Origin of the sequence: Microbacterium azadirachtae (assembly GCF_000956505.1) — a bacterium.
GTDB lineage: Bacteria > Actinomycetota > Actinomycetes > Actinomycetales > Microbacteriaceae > Microbacterium > Microbacterium azadirachtae_A.
On the sequence record NZ_JYIX01000039.1, the window covers coordinates 321,214 to 337,737 of the forward strand.

The window sequence follows — 16,524 nt, forward strand, 5'->3', positions numbered from 1 at the left end:
GGCGCGCCGCGCTCAGCCGCGGTCGAGGAGAGCCAGGGCGATCCTGTCCAGGGCCCACACGGCGAACAGGACAGCGCCCGCGAGGCCGAGTCCGCTCGGCCAGAGCGCGGCGCCGACCGCGCCGAAGAGCAGCGCCTCCAGGCACAGCCTTCCCGCGGCGCGGATGTCGAGGCGCGCCTTCGGCGACAGCAGCAGGCCCCAGACCAGTGCGATCAGGGCGACCGCTACGACGGCCACCACCCAACCCGGCCAGCCGGGCAGGAGCCGCACCGCGGCGATCGCGGCGCCGGCCAGCAGCGCGAGCTCGATCAGGAACCGCAGCCCCAGGGCGACGCGCAGGGCAGCGCCGCCCTCGAGGAACGGATCGCGTACGGGACGATCGCTCATGGCGGGATCAGCCTCGGCCCGCCAGTGCGGCGAGCAGCTCCAGCACGCAGAGCGCGGCGAGGCGCACGGTGCGTGCATCCTCGTCGTCGGCCGTCGCGTCCACCTCGGCGATGTCGGCGCTGACCACGCGGGGGTCTCCGGCGATGCCGCGCACGAGCGCGCGCAGCTCCCACGCCGCGAATCCGCCGGGCACGCTCGCGGGGCATCCCGGGGTCGCGGCGCGGTCGCACGCGTCCACGTCGATGTCGAGGTGCACCCGGGAAGCATTGCCGGCCCCGGCGATCTCGAGCGCCTCCGCGACCACGTCCTCGATCCCGCGGCGGCGCACCTCGTCCAGGGTGATGACGCGGATGCCCCAGTCCGCGGCGCGCTGCGCGTAGGCGGCGGAGTTCGCGAAGTCCGCGATGCCGATCTGCACGATCCGGCGCGGATCGATCGCGGATCCCTCAGGGGCGTCCTCGACGAGTCTGCGCACCGGGGAGCCGTTCGAGACCCCGTCGCGCAGGTCGAAGTGCGCGTCGATCGTGATGAGGCCGTCCGCGCCCGCTCCGAGCGCGACGGGGTAGGTGAGCGAGTTGTCGCCGCCGAGTGCGACCACGAGCCGAGACGCCGCGGCGAGCTCGGAGACGCGGGCGATCGTGCGGGCGATGCCGTCGTCGCCGTCGGGCTCGTGCACGTCGCCCGCATCGGCGATCCGCAGCGCCTCGTTCAGGTCGACGATCGGCGGGCCCATCAGGGTCGGGCTGTATCGGCGCAGGGCGTCGCGGATCGCCGCCGGCGTCGCGTGCGCGCCCGTGGGGGACAGCGAGGTGCGCCAGGTCGGCACGCCGAGCAGGACCGCATCGGCGGGCGTGCCGAAGGCGGGCCAGTCGCCGCCGCGGGGCCAGAGGGGATCGTGCGAGAGTGCCATGAGGAGTCCCTTCCCGGAGCGCGATCGGCATTCGTTGAACAGCGTGCCACGGCGCGGGCTCCGCGGCGGGATGCCACCGCGGGCGGTGTCTGGTGTGCGAGACACCGCCCGATCGGCGGCAGGTGCCGCGCGCGGCTCGGAGACCGCGACGATCTGCACACACCGCGACGATCCGCACACGGAATAGCCGGATCCGTGTGTCGATCGTGACGTCGTGTGCACATCGTCACAGCCCGCGGAGCGCGGCGAGGATCGCGGCCTGCACGGACGGCCAGTCGTGCACGACCTGGGCGTAGTCGAAGCGGAGGGTGCGGTACCCGAGGCGAGCAGCGGCGGCGTCGCGCAGGAGATCCTTATGCCGCTTGGCCGGACTCGCGTGATTCTCCTTGCCGTCGACCTCGATGATGAGCCGGCCGATGGTGAAGTCGACCTTGCCGACCCCGTCGATGCGCACCTGACACTCGAGGTGCAGCCCGATCGCGTGCAATCTCAGTCGCAGCAGCGATTCCAGCCCGCTGTCCGCGTCGCGCCGCGCAAGGGCCAGGAGCCAGCGCGCCGAGGCGGGCAGAGCTTCACGGATCCGTCGGCGCACGGCGGGCGGCAGCAGTCCCTTTCGCCAGGCTGACTCGTACGCGGCGAAGAACGCCTCGTCTCCCGCGCAGAGCCGAAGATGCAGGAGCGCCGTTCCGACGTCGGTCCGGCCGAGAGGCGGAGTCCCGCGATAGTAGTGGGGCACGCAGGCGCAGTGCGGATGCGTCAGACCATGCCGCCCCGCGCCCAGCCAGACATGCGGCGCTGTGACATCGGGCAGCACCCAGATCCCTCGCGCCTTCAGCACGCTCGCGCAGGCGAGGGCGCCGCCGTGCGCGACGGCCGCGCGCACGTCCGCATCGACCGGGCCTATGGCGAACACGCCGTCGCGCAGGCGGTCGATCGCGCCTCGCTCCACGGCGCGAGCGAGCGTCGAGCGCGTGAAGCCGAGCCGCTGCAGGTCCGCGCCGCGCGCGATCCCGCCGCGACGTCGGATGGTGTCGACCAGGGAGAGCATGCCGACAGCGTGCCGGATCCCGGAACGCCGCCGATCGGTGATCCCGTGATCCGTGCACCTCGCGTATCCGCGCCGCCCTGTGGAGGACGATTGCCGGCGCGACGATCCGCACACGCCGCGACGATCAGCACACAGATTGGCCGGATCCTCGCGCTGACTGTGTCATCGTGTGCGAATCATCGCAGCTCAAATGGGGCAACGGGCTCCGACTACACCGGGATCACGGCATGCGCGACAGCGAAGATCGCGAGCCCCGCGAGCGCTCCGACGACCGTGCCGTTGAGGCGGATGTACTGCAGGTCGCGGCCGACCATGAGCTCGATCTTCTCCGTGGTCTCGGCGGGATCCCACCGCTCGACGGTGTCGGTGATGATCGAGGCGATGTCGTGCCGGTAGCGGTCGACGAGGAACACGGCGGCGTCCGTCAGCCAGCCGTCCACGCGCTGCTGCAGCGGATCCTCCGTCGCCAGGCGATCCCCGAGCTCGCCGATCGCCACTGCGGCCCTGCGGCGCAACCCGCTGTCCGGATCCGCGAGCGCGGCAAGCAGCCCGGTCTTGGCCGCGTTCCACGCCTCGGCGGCCAGCGCGCCCACGCGGGGGCTGTCGAACAGGGCCGACTTGGCGTTCTCCAGGCGTGCCCTCGTGCCGGGATCGTGCTGCAGGTTGTCCGCGAGTCGGGCGAGATAGCCGTCCAGGGCGAGGCGGGCCGGGTGGTGTCGGTCCGCCTGCACGGCCCGCACGAAGCGCACCGCCTCGTTGTAGGCGGCCTCGTCCACGAAACGGTGCGCGAGCCGCGGAACCCATCCGGGCAGCCGGCGCGAGAGCAGTCCCCTGAACGCGGCGGCGTTGCCGTCCAGCCAGGTCGCGATGCTGTCGACGGCGAGGTCCACCGCACCGCGATGGGCGTCGGCCTCGACGATGCGCTCCAGCCACGTGCCCGCGGGCGTTCCCCACTCCGGTTCCACCAGGTGCTCGCGCGCGAGCTCCGCGATCACGCTCTGCACGTCGTCGTCGCTCAAGGCGCGCAGCAGGGCGGCGGCGATCGTCGATCCCTCGGTGGCGACCCGCTCCGCGTGCGCGGGCGCGCGCAGCCAGGATCCGAGCCGCGCGGCGATCGAGGTCTCGGACAGCTTCGTGCGCACGACCTCGGCGGAGAGGAAGTTCGTCTCGACGAACTCGCCGAGCGAGCGTCCGATCTCGTCCTTGCGGTTGGGGATGATCGCGGTGTGCGGGATCGGCAGCCCGAGCGGCCGGCGGAACAGGGCCGTCACGGCGAACCAGTCGGCCAGGGCGCCCACCATGCCGCCTTCCGCGGCGGCGCGCACGTACGCGAGCCACGGATAGCGGGCCTGCAGCCAGAACGCCACCACGAAGGCGACGGCCATGAGCCCGAGCGCGGCGAGCGCGACGGCCTTCATCCGCCGGAGCGCGCGCAGGCGTTCCAGATCCGCGGGGGACAGCAGTGCTTCACGGGCGCGAGCCATGCGCCCATCCTTGCAGAGCCCCATCCCACGAGGCGGGCGGTACTCTCTACCTCGTGATCGAAGACATCAAGAAGCGCGCCCTGCACCGCACCAGCATCCTCGAGGGACAGCTCCGCGGCGTCGCGAAGATGATCGAGAACGAGGAGTACTGCATGGACATCATCGCGCAGTCCCGGGCCATCCAGAAGGCGCTCGCGTCGCTCGACAAGCTCCTTCTGGAGAACCACCTGCGCACTCATGTGACCCACATGTTCGAGCAGGGCGGCGATGAGCGCGAGCAGGCCGTCGCCGAGGTCCTCAAGGTCTACGACGTCGGCAGCCGCTGACGCGAGAAGCGCGCGCCGGCCGATGCCGACGCGCGCCTCGGAGGACTGTCAGGACGCGACGTGGATGTCGACGTCCTTGCCCTCGGGCGCGATCAGCATGGCGACCCCGGCCGCGATCAGCACGACGATCCAGAAGAGCGCGACGGGCCAGACCGCGCCGACGGCGACGACGAGACCCGTCGCGATCAGCGGGGAGAAGCCGGCGCCGATCGTGGAGGCCGTCTGGTAGGCGGCCGACGCACCGGAGAACCTCAGCGAGGTGGGGAACTGCTCGGCCACGAACGCGCCGACCGGGCCGTACACGAGCCCCTGCACGAGGCCGTTGCCGAGAGCCATCGCGATCGCGAAGCCCCATACGGTGCCGGTCCCCAGGAGCATCACGATCGGGAAGGCGAGCACCACGCCCAGGGCGCAGCCCGCGACGATGACCGTGCGGCGTCCGATGCGGTCGCTCACCTTGGCGGCGAAGATGCCGATCACGACGGTGAGCAGCGCGGCCACCGCCTTCCAGTTCAGGACGCCCGTGCGGTCGGCGCCGTGGTCCACGGCCTCGGCCACTCCCCACACCGTCATCAGGCCCTGCGTCGAGGTGAACGCGAGCACCGCGAGCAGCGAGAGCACGACGGCCTTCCCGTGGTGCCGCAGGACCTCGAGGATCGGCATCCGTACACGAGAGGCGTCGGCGCGATCGGCGAGCCGCTGGAAGTTCGGCGTCTCGGCCACCTTGAGGCGGATGATCAGGCCGATGCCGACGAGGACGATGCTGAACAGGAACGGCACCCGCCAGCCCCAGCTCAGGAACTGCTCGTCGGGGAGCACCGAGAACAGGCCGAGCATCAGCGTGCCCACCACGGCACCGACCGGGCCGCCGGCGCTGGAGAACGCCGTGGCGAGACCGCGGCTGCGGGCGGGGGAGTGCTCGAGTGCCACGAGTGTCGCACCGCCCCATTCACCGCCCACGGAGATGCCCTGAACGATGCGGAGCGCCACCAGGGCGATCGGGGCGAGGATGCCGATCTGCGCCGTGGTCGGCAGCAGCCCCATCAGGGTCGAGGCCGATCCCATGAGCAGGAGCGAGAGCACCAGCACCGCCTTGCGCCCGCGGGTGTCGCCGAAGTGGCCGAAGACGATGCCGCCCAGCGGTCGGGCCACATAGCCGACGGTGAAGGTCGCGATCGATGCGAACAGGCCGAACTGCGGGCCCAGGCCGACGAAGAACACCTTGCTGAACACGATGCTCGCGGCGGTGGCGTAGAGCACGAAGTCGTAGAACTCGATCATGCTGCCCATGAAGCTGGATGCGATGACGCGCCGCATCTCGCGCGTCGTCAGCGACGGCTGGGTGCCGTCGTCGTCGACGTGAACGAGGGGGTCTCCGGGGGACATCTTCTCAACCGTATTGCGGGTCATCATCGACCTCTCTGTGGTGGGGATTCGGGGTGGATCAGGCGATCGCGCGGCGCCGCGCGCCTACGAAGCCGAGGGTCTGCAGGTCGTCCGGCACGAGCACGTCGTCGTCGCGGCTCTCGGCCAGCCACTGCCGGGTCGTGAGGTACCCCGGGACGAGGTGATGCAGGGCGAGGCGTGCCGCGCCCGCCTCGCGGGCGAGCTCGATCGCCTCGACCGCGCTCGTGTGGGAACGACGATGGTGATCGGCGGACGCCCGGGCCGTGGGGTCCGTCGCATCGCCGTAGGTCCGGTCCACCCAGTCGAAGCTGATCGCCTCGTGCAGCAGCAGGTCGACGCCGGCCGCGAGGCGTGCCATATTGGCGGTCCTGCGGGTGTCGCCGGAGATCGCGATCGTCGCGTCCTCGGTCGTGAAGCGGAACCCGAAGGCCGGGGCGATCGGCGGGTGTTCGACGAGGATCGCGTCGACGCGCACCCTGTCATCCTCGAAGACGGTGAAGGGCTCCATGTCGGGGGTCATGGCGTGGTTCGGGTGGTACCCGATGCCCGCGGGCAGCATGATGTCCTGAGCCTCGAACAGATCGAACGGCGAGGGGCGCAGCGCGTCCAGCACGCGGTCGTTGAGGTCGGTGGCGTGCGCCTCCATCAGGAGCCGGAACAGGTCGGCGGTGCCGGGGGTGGGCAGGTGCGGTGCGACCGGTCGCGGAGCGACGAGCGCCCGCGGGGACACCGGCGGTGTCATGCCGCGGTCGCCCGGGCCGATGATCGGGACGCGGGGGCCGGATCCGGAGAGGCCGAACATGCCGAAAAGGGCGATGTTGGCCAGGTCCGTCGTGTGATCGGAGTGCAGGTGGGTGAGGAAGATCCCGCCGAGTTGCTCCATCGTGAAGCCGGCACGGGCGAACTGGCGCCCGGCGCCGATCCCGGCGTCGACGAGATAGACCCGTTCGCCGACCACCACGGCGGTGGAGATGCCGAATCGCGAGTGCGCGTCGATTGGGGTCCACCAGCGGGGCCCGCCCGCAGTGCCGAGTGTGACGACGGAAGTCCTGGTCATGGATCTTCGTTCCCCTCTGTCCTGGTGATGGATCCATGCTCCGCGGGATGCAATCATTTGAAAAACAAGAAGTTTGAAATGAATACATAAGGAGAACCGATGATTGCGGGAACTCTCCGTCAGTTCGAGTACTTCGTCGCCGCCGTCGACACCGGCACGGTGAGTGCCGCCGCCGCGCACTGCCGCGCTTCCCAGGCCGCGGTCTCGACGGCGCTGAACGACCTCGAGCGCGCCCTCGGCATGCAGCTCCTCGTGCGGCGTCCCGCCAAGGGGGTCACGCTCACCGGTGGCGGGCGCCGTGTTCTGCCGATCGCACGGCGCATGCTCGCGGACGCCGCGGAGCTCTCCGAGGTCGCCGCCTCCGAGCACGGCGAGATCGCGGGAGCGCTGCGCATCGTCAGCACCAACGCCCTCTCGCCACGGGTGCTCCCCGTGCTCGCTGCGCTGTTCGCCGCACGGCACCCGAGGGTCGCCCTGGACGTCAGCGATGGTCTGGCCACCGACGTGCAGGAGCAGATGCGAGCGGGGAGGGCCGACGCCTGCCTGCTCTATCGCCGGCAGTTGGGCGAGGACATGGACGCCAGGACCGTTCGGGTGGTGCAGCCGTACGCCGTGCTCGCAGCGGATCATCCGCTCGCCGCCCGCGACGAGCTCTCTCTCGCCGAGCTCTCCGGCGAGCCCCTCATCATCGTGCGCGCGGCGGAGTCCAGCCGCGTGATCGAGGCGCTGATGGAGGACGCGGGCGTCTCGCCGCATCCGCGGTGGTCGTTCTCCAACCCGGAGACCGTGCGCGCCATGGTGGCGAACGGTCTCGGCTACTCGGTGTTCAGCGGCCGGCCGAACAGCACCGAGGCGTTCGACGGCAGGCGTGTGGCCTACGTCCGGGTGCGCGACGAGGTGGTCCCGAACGAGGTGGTCCTCGCTGCACCGCGGGGACAGCGCTCGAACGCACGGCTCGACGCCCTCTGGTCGATGCTGGGCGAGCCCGAGGTGCAGGCGGCTTTCGGGTGACCCGAGGTGCCCTCAGATTCGTTGCGATTCGCGCGCTCAACAACGAATATCGTCGTGGGAATCCGATCAACCTACGCTTTCCTCTGTACTGAGGGTTGATCCTGTGTCAGAATCTCCGCAGCGAAGAACTCACTGTGGAGGTTTCATGAGCGGTCCAATGTCCGTGCCTGCTCAGAGCACGATCGACACGCCTACCGGCGGTGTCGAGATCTCTGGCGTCACCAAGTACTACGGTGAGGCGACTGCCGTCGACCGCCTGTCGTTGTCGATCCGGCCGGGGGAGTTCCTCTCCCTCCTCGGCCCCTCCGGATGCGGCAAGACCACGACCCTGCGCATGATCGCGGGCTTCGAGCACCCCGACGAGGGAGACATCCGGCTGAGCGGCCGGAGCGTGCTGGGGCTCCCGCCGAACAAGCGCGAGGTCAACACGGTCTTCCAGGCCTATGCGCTGTTTCCGCACATGACCGTCGCCGAGAACGTCGCCTACGGCCTGCAGCAGCGCAAGGTGCCCAAGGCGGAGCAGCGCGAGCGCGTCGCCGAGGCGCTCGACATGGTGCAGCTGCGCCGCTTCGCGGACCGCAAGCCCACGCAGCTGAGCGGCGGCCAGCAGCAGCGCATCGCGCTGTCGCGCGCCCTGATCAACCGCCCGTCCGTGCTGCTGCTGGACGAGCCGCTCGCGGCCCTCGACCGGCAGTTGCGCGAGGAGATGCAGCTCGAGCTGAAGCTGCTGCAGGCGCGGCTCGGGACGACGTTCGTGTTCGTCACGCACGATCAGTCCGAGGCGCTGTCGATGAGCGACCGGATCGCGGTCATGCGCGCCGGGCGGATCGAACAGCTCGCGGCGCCCGCGGACATCTACGCCGAGCCGGCCTCGGCCTACGTCGCCTCGTTCATCGGTCAGCAGAACTTCCTGCACGGGACGGCGCTCGGCGGCGACGCGGTCGACACGTACGCGGGGACCGTGCACGGCCGTTGGGGCGGCGAGCAGACCGCTCCGGGATCCACCGTCGTCGCGGCGATCCGGCCAGAGTTCGTGCGGCTCGCCCCGGCGGGCACGACGGACGGGCCGGGGATCGACGGCACCGTGCTCGGCGTCTCGCACCTCGGCGAGACGCTGCAGGTCGCGGTCGAGGTCGGACGTGAGCAGGCGTTCCTGGTGCGGATCCCCGCACCAGGCGCCCCCGCCGTCGCGGTCGGCGACGCCGTGCGCTGCACCTGGAGCCCCTCCGATGTGCGCATCTTCGCCGGCGACGGGATCCCCGAGACGGCCACGCACGTGATCGCCCTGCCCAGGGAAGCGGCCTGATGGCGCCTCGGGACGCACTCGAGGCGCCTCCCGTCCGGGTGCTCGCGAACGGCGCATCCGCCCGGAAGATCCGCTCGGCGCTCACCCGACGCGGCTTCCTCGCCACCGCGCTCGCCGCATCCGGTGCGGTGTTGTTCACGGCATGCGCGCCGCAGAAGGCGTCCGCCGCCTCCGAGGCGCACGGTGGACCGCTCGAGGACAGGCTCTCGATCTACACCTGGAGCGACTACGACGATCCCAAGATCCTGAGCGCCTTCACGAAGAAGTCGGGGCCGAAGGTCGTCGTCGACGCGTTCAACTCGAACGAGGAGCTCATCGCCAAGCTCGTGGCCGCGCGCGGGACCTCGGGGTATGACATCGTCGTGCCGAGCGGGCTGTTCATCCTGCCCATGGCCGAGAACGGGCTGCTCGAGAAGATCAACCTCGACCTCATCCCGAACTTCGCGACGATGAACCCGAACTTCATCCACCGCTCCTTCGACCCGAAGAACGAGTACTCGATCTGCAAGGCCTGGGGAACCACCGGCTTCGTCTACGACAAGACCGTGATCAGTCGCGAGCTGACCAACTGGGCCGACTTCGTCGATGCGGCGCAGAAGGAGGCGTCGGGGAGGACCGCGCTGCTCGACGACCCCGCACCGCTGTGCGGCATCTACTTCTGGTCGCACGACATCGACTGGAACACCACCGAGAAGAAGCACCTCGACGCCTGCGAGAGCTTCCTCACGAAGCAGCTGGCCCCGCACATCACCACCTTCGACTCGGCGCCGGGCGGCCAGATCATCCCGCAGGCCTCGGCCGCACTCGTGCAGTCCTACAGCGGAGACGCGCGCACCGGAATGGCGGCGTCGAAGGATCCGGAGCGCTGGCAGTGGGTGCTCGGCGCTCCCGCCACCGAGCTCTGGATGGACAACTGGGCGATCGCGAAGGGCGCGCCGCACCCCGAGGCCGCGCACGCCTTCATCGACTACATCATCGCCCCCGACGTGCAGCTGGCCCAGGTCGACTACATCGGCTACGACACGGGCGTGCAGGGCACCCAGCAGAAGGCCGACGAGGCCGGATTGGAGCGTCTGGACATGGTGTACTTCGAGGACGCGCAGGTGAAGACCATGCACGAGCAGAAGTTCACGAGCGCGCAGGAGCGGATCGTGTCGATCTGGAACGCGACGAAGGCGGCCGCAGGTGCGTAGGCTCAGGATCCGCTTCGGCCTCGCCCTGCCCGCCTGGGTCTGGCTGCTCATCTTCTTCGTCGTCCCGATCGGCGTCGTCGTGTGGTACAGCTTCGGCTACAAGCCGAGCATCTTCGCGACCAACGCGAACGACAAGCTGTCCTTCGACCGCTACATCGAGGCGCTCTCGCCGACGTTCTTCGCGACGTTCCAGAACACCCTCTGGGTGGGCATCGCCGGCACCGCACTGTGCCTGGTGATCGGAGCGCCGGTGGCGTACTGGATCGCCGTGAAGTGCGCGCCGAGCCGGCGCGGGATGTTCCTCGCGCTCGTCATGGTGCCGTTCTGGACCAACTTCCTGGTGCGCACGATCGGCTGGCAGATCATCCTCGCCCCCGAGGGCTGGCTGTCCCACGCACTGCAGTTCCTCGGGGTGATCCCGGGGCCGCTCGGCATCCTGAACACCCGCGGCGCCGTGCTGCTCGGCGTCGTCTACAACTACCTGCCGCTCATGATCCTGCCGCTGTTCGTGGCGTTCGACCGCGTGAGCGGGCCGCTGCGCGAGGCGAGCAAGGACCTGGGCGCCGGCAGCTGGAGGACGTTCTTCCGCGTGACGATCCCGCTCGCGCAGCCCGGCATCATCGCCGGGGTGCTGCTGGTCTACATCCCGCTCATGGGCGACTACATCACCGCGACCGTGCTCGGCGGGGCCAAGGGCAACATGGTCGGGCAGATCGTGGCCAGCCAGTTCCAGACTGCGCAGAACTGGGCACTGGGATCGGCGATGGCGGTGCTGCTGATCCTCACCATCGCACTGTCGATCGGCATCGCGGGCGCGATCGGCTGGCTCGTCACGATCCCCATCCGCCGCAGCTACCGGCTCACGCTCGAGGAGGCACGATGACCGTCGTCGCAGAACGACCCGCCGAGCAGGCGGATCCGTCGCCGTCCACGACCAGGGCGGGATCCGGTCAGCGCACCAGGGCGCCGCGCAACGTCAGCCGCTGGCTGCTGCCGCTGTGGGCGACCCTCGTGTTCGTCTTCCTGTTCCTGCCGATCGCCGTCGTGATCGTGTACTCCTTCAACGTCGGCCGGCTGTTGATCTCGTGGGACCACTTCGGCTTCGACTCGTTCGCGGCGATCGTCACCAAGCCCGCCGTGCGCGACGCGGTGCTGGTCTCGCTGCGCACCGGCCTGATCGCCGCCGTGCTCGCGACGGCGCTCGGCACCCTCGCCGGCATCGCGATGGCGCGCACGCCCGGCAAGTGGGTGCCGTGGTTCCTCGGCCTGCTGCTGCTGATCTCCGTCACGCCCGAGATCGTGGATGCGGTCGCGCTGCTGCCGTGGGTCGTGTTCCTCGGACAGGATCTGGGGCTGTCGATCTTCAACGACGGCACAGTGCGCCTCGTGATCGGGCAGTCGCTCTTCTCTATCGCGATCGTGTCGTACATCGTGCGGGCGCGCCTGGTGGGACTCGACGCCCGGCTCGAGGAGGCCTCGGCCGATCTCTACGCCAAGCCGCTCACGACGTTCTTCAAGGTCACGCTGCCGCTCGCGATGCCCGCGGTGCTCGCGGGCTTCCTGCTCTCGTTCACCCTCGGCCTGGACAACACGATCGTCTCCGCGTTCGTGCAGGTCTCCGGCACCACGCCGTGGCCGGTCTACGTGCTGAGCGCCCTCCGCAGCGGCCTGCGTCCGGAGATCGCCGCGGTGTCGACGATCATGCTCGTGCTGACGCTCGGAGCGCTGGCGCTCGTGGCGCTGGTCCTGAAGAAGGCGGGCGACTCGGCCGCCGACATCGCCAGGACGATGGCGGGAGGCTGAGCCGGGCGGCTAGCCTCGGCTGCGTGGACGCCTCCGACCTCGCCGCGCTCCGCGGCGGCCTGCTCGCCTTCTGCTATCAGATGCTGGGCTCGCCGTTCGATGCGGAGGACGCCGTGCAGGACGCGCTCGAGCGGGCCTGGAGGGGCCGGGCATCGTATGACCCGGCCAAGGCGGCGCTGTCGACCTGGGTCTACCGCATCGCGCGCAACGTGTGCGTGGACCGGCTCCGCGAGACTCCGCGACGCCCCTTGCCGCGTGACCTGACGGATCCGGGGATCGACGTCGGCGCGCCCCTGGTGCCGGCCCTGGACGTGCCCTGGCTGGTGCCGGCGCCGACCCGCTGGTGGGCGGACTCGGAGCCCGAGCGCGCCGTCGCCGAAGCATCAGGGGTGCGGCTCGCAGTGACCCTCGTACTGCAGGCGCTGCCGCCGAAGCAACGAGGCGTGTTCATCCTGCGCGAGGTGCTCGGGCACACCGCGGCGGAGACGGCCGAGATCCTCGAGACCAGCGTGCCGTCGGTGAACTCAGCGCTGCAGCGGGCGAAGGCTGCCGTCGCGGAGCGCTCCTCGCGTCCTGCTCCGCTGCGCCGGGAGACCGTGGAGCGGTACGCGAGGGCGATCGAGCGGGCCGACGCCGCGGCCCTCGCCGAACTCGTCGCCGACGACGTGCTGTTCGAGATGCCGCCCGTGCCGTACTGGTCGATCGGGCGCGAGACGTACGCCGCGTTCATGGCGCACCTGTTCGAGTGGCAGGGCACCCGCTGGCGGACCAGGCCGATCTCGGCCAACGGGCAGCACGGGTTCCTGCTCCTGCGCGTCGACGACGACGGCGCGCATCCGCATACCGTGCAGCTGTTCGAGGCCGACGCGACCGGCGAGAGGATCGGCCACGTGCTGGTGTACCGGGACGAGGCGCTGTTCACGCTCTTCGAGAGGGACGGCATCGTCGGCGTGTGACGCGTCCGAACGGATTCCGCCCGCACCGATGAGTTCGGAGCCTCGCGTCCGTACACCCCTATGAAGCCCTCCGCGGAGGATCCGCATCGGGGCACGACGCAAGGAGCAGAACATGGCACGCATCATCGTGGCGCAGTTCATCACCCTGGACGGGGTCGTGGAGGATCCCGACGGATCCGACGGCACTCCCTTCGGCGGATGGTGCTTCCGGCACGGCCCCGAGGCGATCTCGGGGGACAAGTTCCACTACGGATCGATCCTGCAGACCGGGATCTTCCTGTTCGGGCGCCGCACCTGGGAGGCGTTCTCGGCCCTGTGGCCCCCGCGCGACGCGACGGATCCGTTCGCCCGCGCGCTGAACGCCGCGGACAAGGCCGTCGTGACGGGCGACGACGTCGACCTGGCGCGGTGGCAGAACTCCCGGCGGGTCGAGGCGGATCCGGTGGGCTGGGCGCGGGAGACGGCCGCGACGCGCGACGTCATCGTCATCGGCAGCGGATCGCTCGTCGAGCGCTTCGTCGACGCGGGGGCGGTCGACGAGTACCGGTTGCGCGTGTTCCCGACGGCGACCGGTGCCGGGCGTCGACTGTTCCCCGGCGGCGCGGCGCTCGATCTCGTGAGCGTCGAGCAGATGGGGCCGACGAGCCTGGTGATCGCGACGCCGTCCGTCCGGGGTCGTTGAGCGCCCTTCGTCTCGCCTTCGGCTCGCTCAGGAACCGCACCCGAAGGGAGCGAGACGAAACGCGACACAGAGGAAAGGGGAGGGCGGTCCCCATCCGCCCTCCCCGAGTCGCGTCCCCAGCGACTACAGAACCGACTCCGCTTCCTTCAGCACCCCGCGCAGGATGCCGGTGATCTCGCGGAACTCCGCCGGGCCGATGGTGAGCGGCGGGGCGAGCTGGATCACGGGGTCGCCGCGGTCATCGGCGCGGCAGTAGAGACCGGCGTCGTAGAGCGCACCGGAGAGGAAGCCGCGCAGCAGGCGCTCCGACTCGTCGTCGTCGAACGTCTCCCGCGTGGCCTTGTCCTTGACCAGCTCGATCCCGAAGAAGTAGCCGTCGCCGCGCACGTCGCCGACGAGCGGCAGGTCGAGCAGGGTCTCCAGCTCCGCGCGGAACAGCGGCGAGTTCTCGCGCACGCGCTCGTTGAGCTTCTCCTCCTCGAAGATGTTCAGGTTCTCCAGGGCGACCGCGGTCGAGACCGGGTGACCGCCGAAGGTGTAGCCATGCGGGAACGACAGATCGCCGTGCGCGAAGGGCTCGTAGATGCGATCGCTCACGATCGCCGCGCCGAGGGGGGAGTAGCCGCTCGTGATGCCCTTGGCGCACGTGATGATGTCGGGCACGTAGCCGTAGGCATCGCAGGCGAACATGTGCCCGATCCGGCCGAACGCGCAGATCACCTCGTCGGAGACCAGCAGCACGTCGTAGCGGTCGCAGATCTCGCGCACGCGCTGGAAGTAGCCGGGAGGCGGGGGGAAGCACCCGCCGGAGTTCTGCACCGGCTCGAGGAAGACCGCAGCGACGGTGTCGGGGCCCTCGAACTGGATCATCTCCTCGATCCGGTCGGCGGCCCAGACGCCGAACGCCTCGGGATCCGTCGGCGCCCCCATCTCGGCGGCGCGGTAGATGTTCGTGTTCGGAACGCGGAAGCCACCGGGGGTGACCGGCTCGAACATCGCCTTCATCGCGGGGATGCCGGTGATCGCGAGCGCCCCCTGGGTCGTGCCGTGATAGGCGATCGCGCGGGAGATGACCTTGTGCTTGGTGGGCTTGCCCTGCAGCTTCCAGTAGTGCTTGGCGAGCTTGAAGGCGGTCTCGACGGCCTCGCCGCCGCCGCTCGTGAAGAAGACGCGGTTCAGATCGCCGGGGGCGTAGCCGGCGAGGCGGTCGGCGAGCTCGATCGCCCCGGGGTGCGCGTACGACCACAGCGGGAAGAACGCCAGCTGCTCCGCCTGCTTCGCCGCGGCCTCGGCGAGGCGGGCGCGGCCGTGGCCCGCGTTGACCACGAACAGGCCGGAGAGCCCGTCGATGTACTGCTTGCCGGTGTCGTCCCAGATGTGGTGCCCCTCACCCCGGACGATGATCGGCACTCCGCTGCGGTCCATCGTGGACTGGCGGGTGAAGTGCATCCAGAGGTGATCGTGTGCTTTCCGTTGCAGATCGGCGCTCATGTTCCGATCTTGTCACTCGAAATCCAAAATGACAACAGATATCGAAGGTTGAGATCCTCGAATCCTGCGGATTCCGAGGTTGGACCCTCAGATCCTCGCGTCCTGGATCCAGGTCTCGCCGAGCGCCAGCAGGGTCGCGTTCGCAGTGAGCAGCGTCAGTCGCTCGGCATCCGCTTGAGCGAGGATCATGCGATCGAACGGATCGTGACGCGTGAGAGCGGGGAAGCGCAGCATGGCCGTGGCGTGCGCCGACGTGAACGGCAGCTCGCGCAGGCCGGCGTCGGAGAATGCGGCGGGGAAGCGGTCGCCGCCGGGAAGGGAGAGCCGGCCGAGCAGGTGCTTGATCATGAGTTCGGAGCTCGACACGGACGAGTGATAGACGACCGCTGCCGCGTCGATGGCCTTGCGTGCCCGATCGCCGAGCCGCCCGTCCGCATGCAGCAACCACAGCAGCGCGTTCGTGTCGAGCAGGATCACTGTGCGGGCTCCTCGGCCCAGTCCGGTCCGTAGAACATCTCCTGGATCTCGGGATCGATGCCGTCGAAGAGCGCGGGATCGGGCAGGGGTTCATCCTTCAACAGCCCGTAGACGATCGTCGTGCGCTCATGGGGGATGAGGTCGACGACCGGCTTCCCGGCGCGAGCGATCGTGATCTGCTCGCCGTCCAGCACCCGCGCGATCAGCGCGGAGAGCTGCGTCTTCGCTTCGTGCACGTTCACCTGGGTCATGACCACAGCTTAGTCCAGTGGACTAAGGAGTAGGCCGGGTGTGGATCGATGCGCAGCGGTTCTGACGCTGATGCAGCTAAAATGCATGCATGACTGTCACGATCACGGTCCGCAACGTTCCCGACGGGGTGCGGGATGAGCTCGCGGCGCGGGCGGCGAAGTCGGGGAGGTCGCTTCAGGAGTATCTGAGCGCCGAGCTCCTGCGTCTCGCCTCGACGCCGAGCGCTCTCGAGGCCGTCGCACAGGCGCGATTGAACACGCAGACCTATCCGTCGTTGAGCATGGGCAACATCGTGGAGGCCGTCGGCGATGGCCGGCGCTGAGCGAGAACTGCTCGTCATCGATGCCTCGGCCGTCGTGGCGCTCATCGCGGTCAACGCGGGGGAGACGCGGTGGCTGTCGGAACGGATCGGTGACGCGATGCTCTTCGCGCCGTCCCTCCTGCTCACCGAGGTCGACGGCGCGTTGCGGGGGCTCGAGCTCGGCCGCAAGCTCTCGACTCCGCAGGTGGTGGCGTCGCGATGGCACGCCCGCCGGTTGCCGATCGAGTTCTGGCCCGGCGAGGCGATCGCGGAGCGCGCGTGGGAGCTGCGCACCGACCTGACGATCTACGACGCGAGCTATGTCGCGCTCAGCGAACGTCTCGGCGCCGTTCTGCTCACCGGTGACCGACGGATCGCCAACGCCGGTGTCGCGCGGTGTCCGGTCGAGGTCGTCGATCTGGGGCGGTGACGC

At 69.8% G+C, this 16,524-nt stretch carries 19 protein-coding genes; 10 read left to right on the plus strand and 9 right to left on the minus strand.

The genetic code is table 11. From position 1 onward, the window contains the following. Positions 1 to 12: 12 nt before the first annotated feature. From RS86_RS17730 to RS86_RS17745, 4 genes are all read right to left on the minus strand, one after another. Complete coding sequence (locus tag RS86_RS17730) at positions 13 to 387, minus strand: DUF2568 domain-containing protein (protein ID WP_045273553.1); 375 nt, start codon at positions 385 to 387, stop codon at positions 13 to 15. Between the two features lie 7 nt (positions 388 to 394). Further along, a complete protein-coding gene (locus RS86_RS17735) occupies positions 395 to 1,297 on the minus strand; it encodes an agmatinase family protein (protein WP_045273669.1) in 903 nt (300 codons plus the stop codon). A gap of 226 nt (positions 1,298 to 1,523) precedes the next feature. Continuing rightward, positions 1,524 to 2,345: a type IV toxin-antitoxin system AbiEi family antitoxin domain-containing protein gene (locus RS86_RS17740; protein WP_082076871.1), complete on the minus strand. Its 822-nt coding sequence runs from the start codon at positions 2,343 to 2,345 to the stop codon at positions 1,524 to 1,526. A gap of 209 nt (positions 2,346 to 2,554) precedes the next feature. Continuing rightward, complete coding sequence (locus tag RS86_RS17745; RefSeq protein ID WP_045273554.1) at positions 2,555 to 3,829, minus strand: DUF445 domain-containing protein; 1,275 nt, start codon at positions 3,827 to 3,829, stop codon at positions 2,555 to 2,557. A gap of 53 nt (positions 3,830 to 3,882) precedes the next feature. Here RS86_RS17745 and RS86_RS17750 point away from each other — a divergent pair, with 53 nt between their 5' ends. Beyond that, the gene (locus RS86_RS17750; protein WP_045273555.1) at positions 3,883 to 4,155 is read left to right on the plus strand and encodes a metal-sensitive transcriptional regulator; all 273 of its coding nucleotides are present in this window, start codon (positions 3,883 to 3,885) and stop codon (positions 4,153 to 4,155) included. 48 nt (positions 4,156 to 4,203) lie between these two features. On the opposite strand, the gene RS86_RS17755 is transcribed toward RS86_RS17750, so the two are convergent. Together RS86_RS17755 and RS86_RS17760 are read right to left on the minus strand one after the other, a co-directional pair. Further along, entirely contained in the window at positions 4,204 to 5,541 is a 1,338-nt protein-coding gene (locus RS86_RS17755; RefSeq protein ID WP_045273556.1) for an MFS transporter, read from the minus strand. A 58-nt stretch (positions 5,542 to 5,599) separates the two neighbouring features. Beyond that, positions 5,600 to 6,619, minus strand: coding sequence for an MBL fold metallo-hydrolase (locus RS86_RS17760; protein WP_045273557.1), 1,020 nt, complete (start codon positions 6,617 to 6,619; stop codon positions 5,600 to 5,602). Positions 6,620 to 6,718: 99 nt separating this feature from the next. On the opposite strand from RS86_RS17760, the gene RS86_RS17765 reads away from it, so the two are divergent. The 7 genes from RS86_RS17765 to RS86_RS17795 all read left to right on the plus strand — a co-directional run bounded on the left by RS86_RS17765 (position 6,719) and on the right by RS86_RS17795 (position 13,570). After that, complete coding sequence (locus RS86_RS17765; protein WP_045273558.1) at positions 6,719 to 7,630, plus strand: LysR family transcriptional regulator; 912 nt, start codon at positions 6,719 to 6,721, stop codon at positions 7,628 to 7,630. Positions 7,631 to 7,775: 145 nt separating this feature from the next. Further along, complete coding sequence (locus tag RS86_RS17770; protein WP_045273559.1) at positions 7,776 to 8,936, plus strand: ABC transporter ATP-binding protein; 1,161 nt, start codon at positions 7,776 to 7,778, stop codon at positions 8,934 to 8,936. Continuing rightward, entirely contained in the window at positions 8,936 to 10,129 is a 1,194-nt protein-coding gene (locus tag RS86_RS17775) for a polyamine ABC transporter substrate-binding protein (RefSeq protein WP_045273560.1), read from the plus strand. Before RS86_RS17770 ends, RS86_RS17775 begins: the two co-directional genes overlap by 1 nt. Further along, positions 10,122 to 11,012: an ABC transporter permease gene (locus RS86_RS17780; protein WP_045273561.1), complete on the plus strand. Its 891-nt coding sequence runs from the start codon at positions 10,122 to 10,124 to the stop codon at positions 11,010 to 11,012. The genes RS86_RS17775 and RS86_RS17780 overlap by 8 nt, the downstream gene beginning before the upstream one ends. Then, positions 11,009 to 11,932 carry an ABC transporter permease gene (locus tag RS86_RS17785; RefSeq protein ID WP_082076872.1) on the plus strand — a complete coding sequence of 308 codons (924 nt, stop codon included), beginning with the start codon at positions 11,009 to 11,011 and terminating at the stop codon, positions 11,930 to 11,932. The genes RS86_RS17780 and RS86_RS17785 overlap by 4 nt, the downstream gene beginning before the upstream one ends. 23 nt (positions 11,933 to 11,955) lie before the next feature. Then, positions 11,956 to 12,888: an RNA polymerase subunit sigma-70 gene (locus RS86_RS17790; protein WP_045273562.1), complete on the plus strand. Its 933-nt coding sequence runs from the start codon at positions 11,956 to 11,958 to the stop codon at positions 12,886 to 12,888. Positions 12,889 to 13,000: 112 nt separating this feature from the next. Continuing rightward, on the plus strand, positions 13,001 to 13,570 hold the full coding sequence (locus tag RS86_RS17795) for a dihydrofolate reductase family protein (RefSeq protein ID WP_045273563.1): 570 nt from the start codon (positions 13,001 to 13,003) through the stop codon (positions 13,568 to 13,570). Positions 13,571 to 13,693: 123 nt separating this feature from the next. Here RS86_RS17795 and RS86_RS17800 read toward each other — a convergent pair whose 3' ends face one another. From RS86_RS17800 to RS86_RS17810, 3 genes are all read right to left on the minus strand, one after another. Beyond that, positions 13,694 to 15,061 carry an aspartate aminotransferase family protein gene (locus RS86_RS17800; RefSeq protein ID WP_045273564.1) on the minus strand — a complete coding sequence of 456 codons (1,368 nt, stop codon included), beginning with the start codon at positions 15,059 to 15,061 and terminating at the stop codon, positions 13,694 to 13,696. An 87-nt stretch (positions 15,062 to 15,148) separates the two neighbouring features. Continuing rightward, entirely contained in the window at positions 15,149 to 15,538 is a 390-nt protein-coding gene (locus tag RS86_RS17805; protein ID WP_052680361.1) for a type II toxin-antitoxin system VapC family toxin, read from the minus strand. Further along, positions 15,535 to 15,789, minus strand: a complete 255-nt coding sequence (locus RS86_RS17810) for a type II toxin-antitoxin system Phd/YefM family antitoxin (protein ID WP_045273672.1) — start codon at positions 15,787 to 15,789, stop codon at positions 15,535 to 15,537. The genes RS86_RS17805 and RS86_RS17810 overlap by 4 nt, the downstream gene beginning before the upstream one ends. A gap of 89 nt (positions 15,790 to 15,878) precedes the next feature. On the opposite strand from RS86_RS17810, the gene RS86_RS17815 reads away from it, so the two are divergent. Then, complete coding sequence (locus RS86_RS17815) at positions 15,879 to 16,112, plus strand: FitA-like ribbon-helix-helix domain-containing protein (protein WP_045273566.1); 234 nt, start codon at positions 15,879 to 15,881, stop codon at positions 16,110 to 16,112. Beyond that, positions 16,099 to 16,521, plus strand: coding sequence for a type II toxin-antitoxin system VapC family toxin (locus RS86_RS17820; RefSeq protein WP_052680362.1), 423 nt, complete (start codon positions 16,099 to 16,101; stop codon positions 16,519 to 16,521). The genes RS86_RS17815 and RS86_RS17820 overlap by 14 nt, the downstream gene beginning before the upstream one ends. Positions 16,522 to 16,524: the final 3 nt, after the last annotated feature.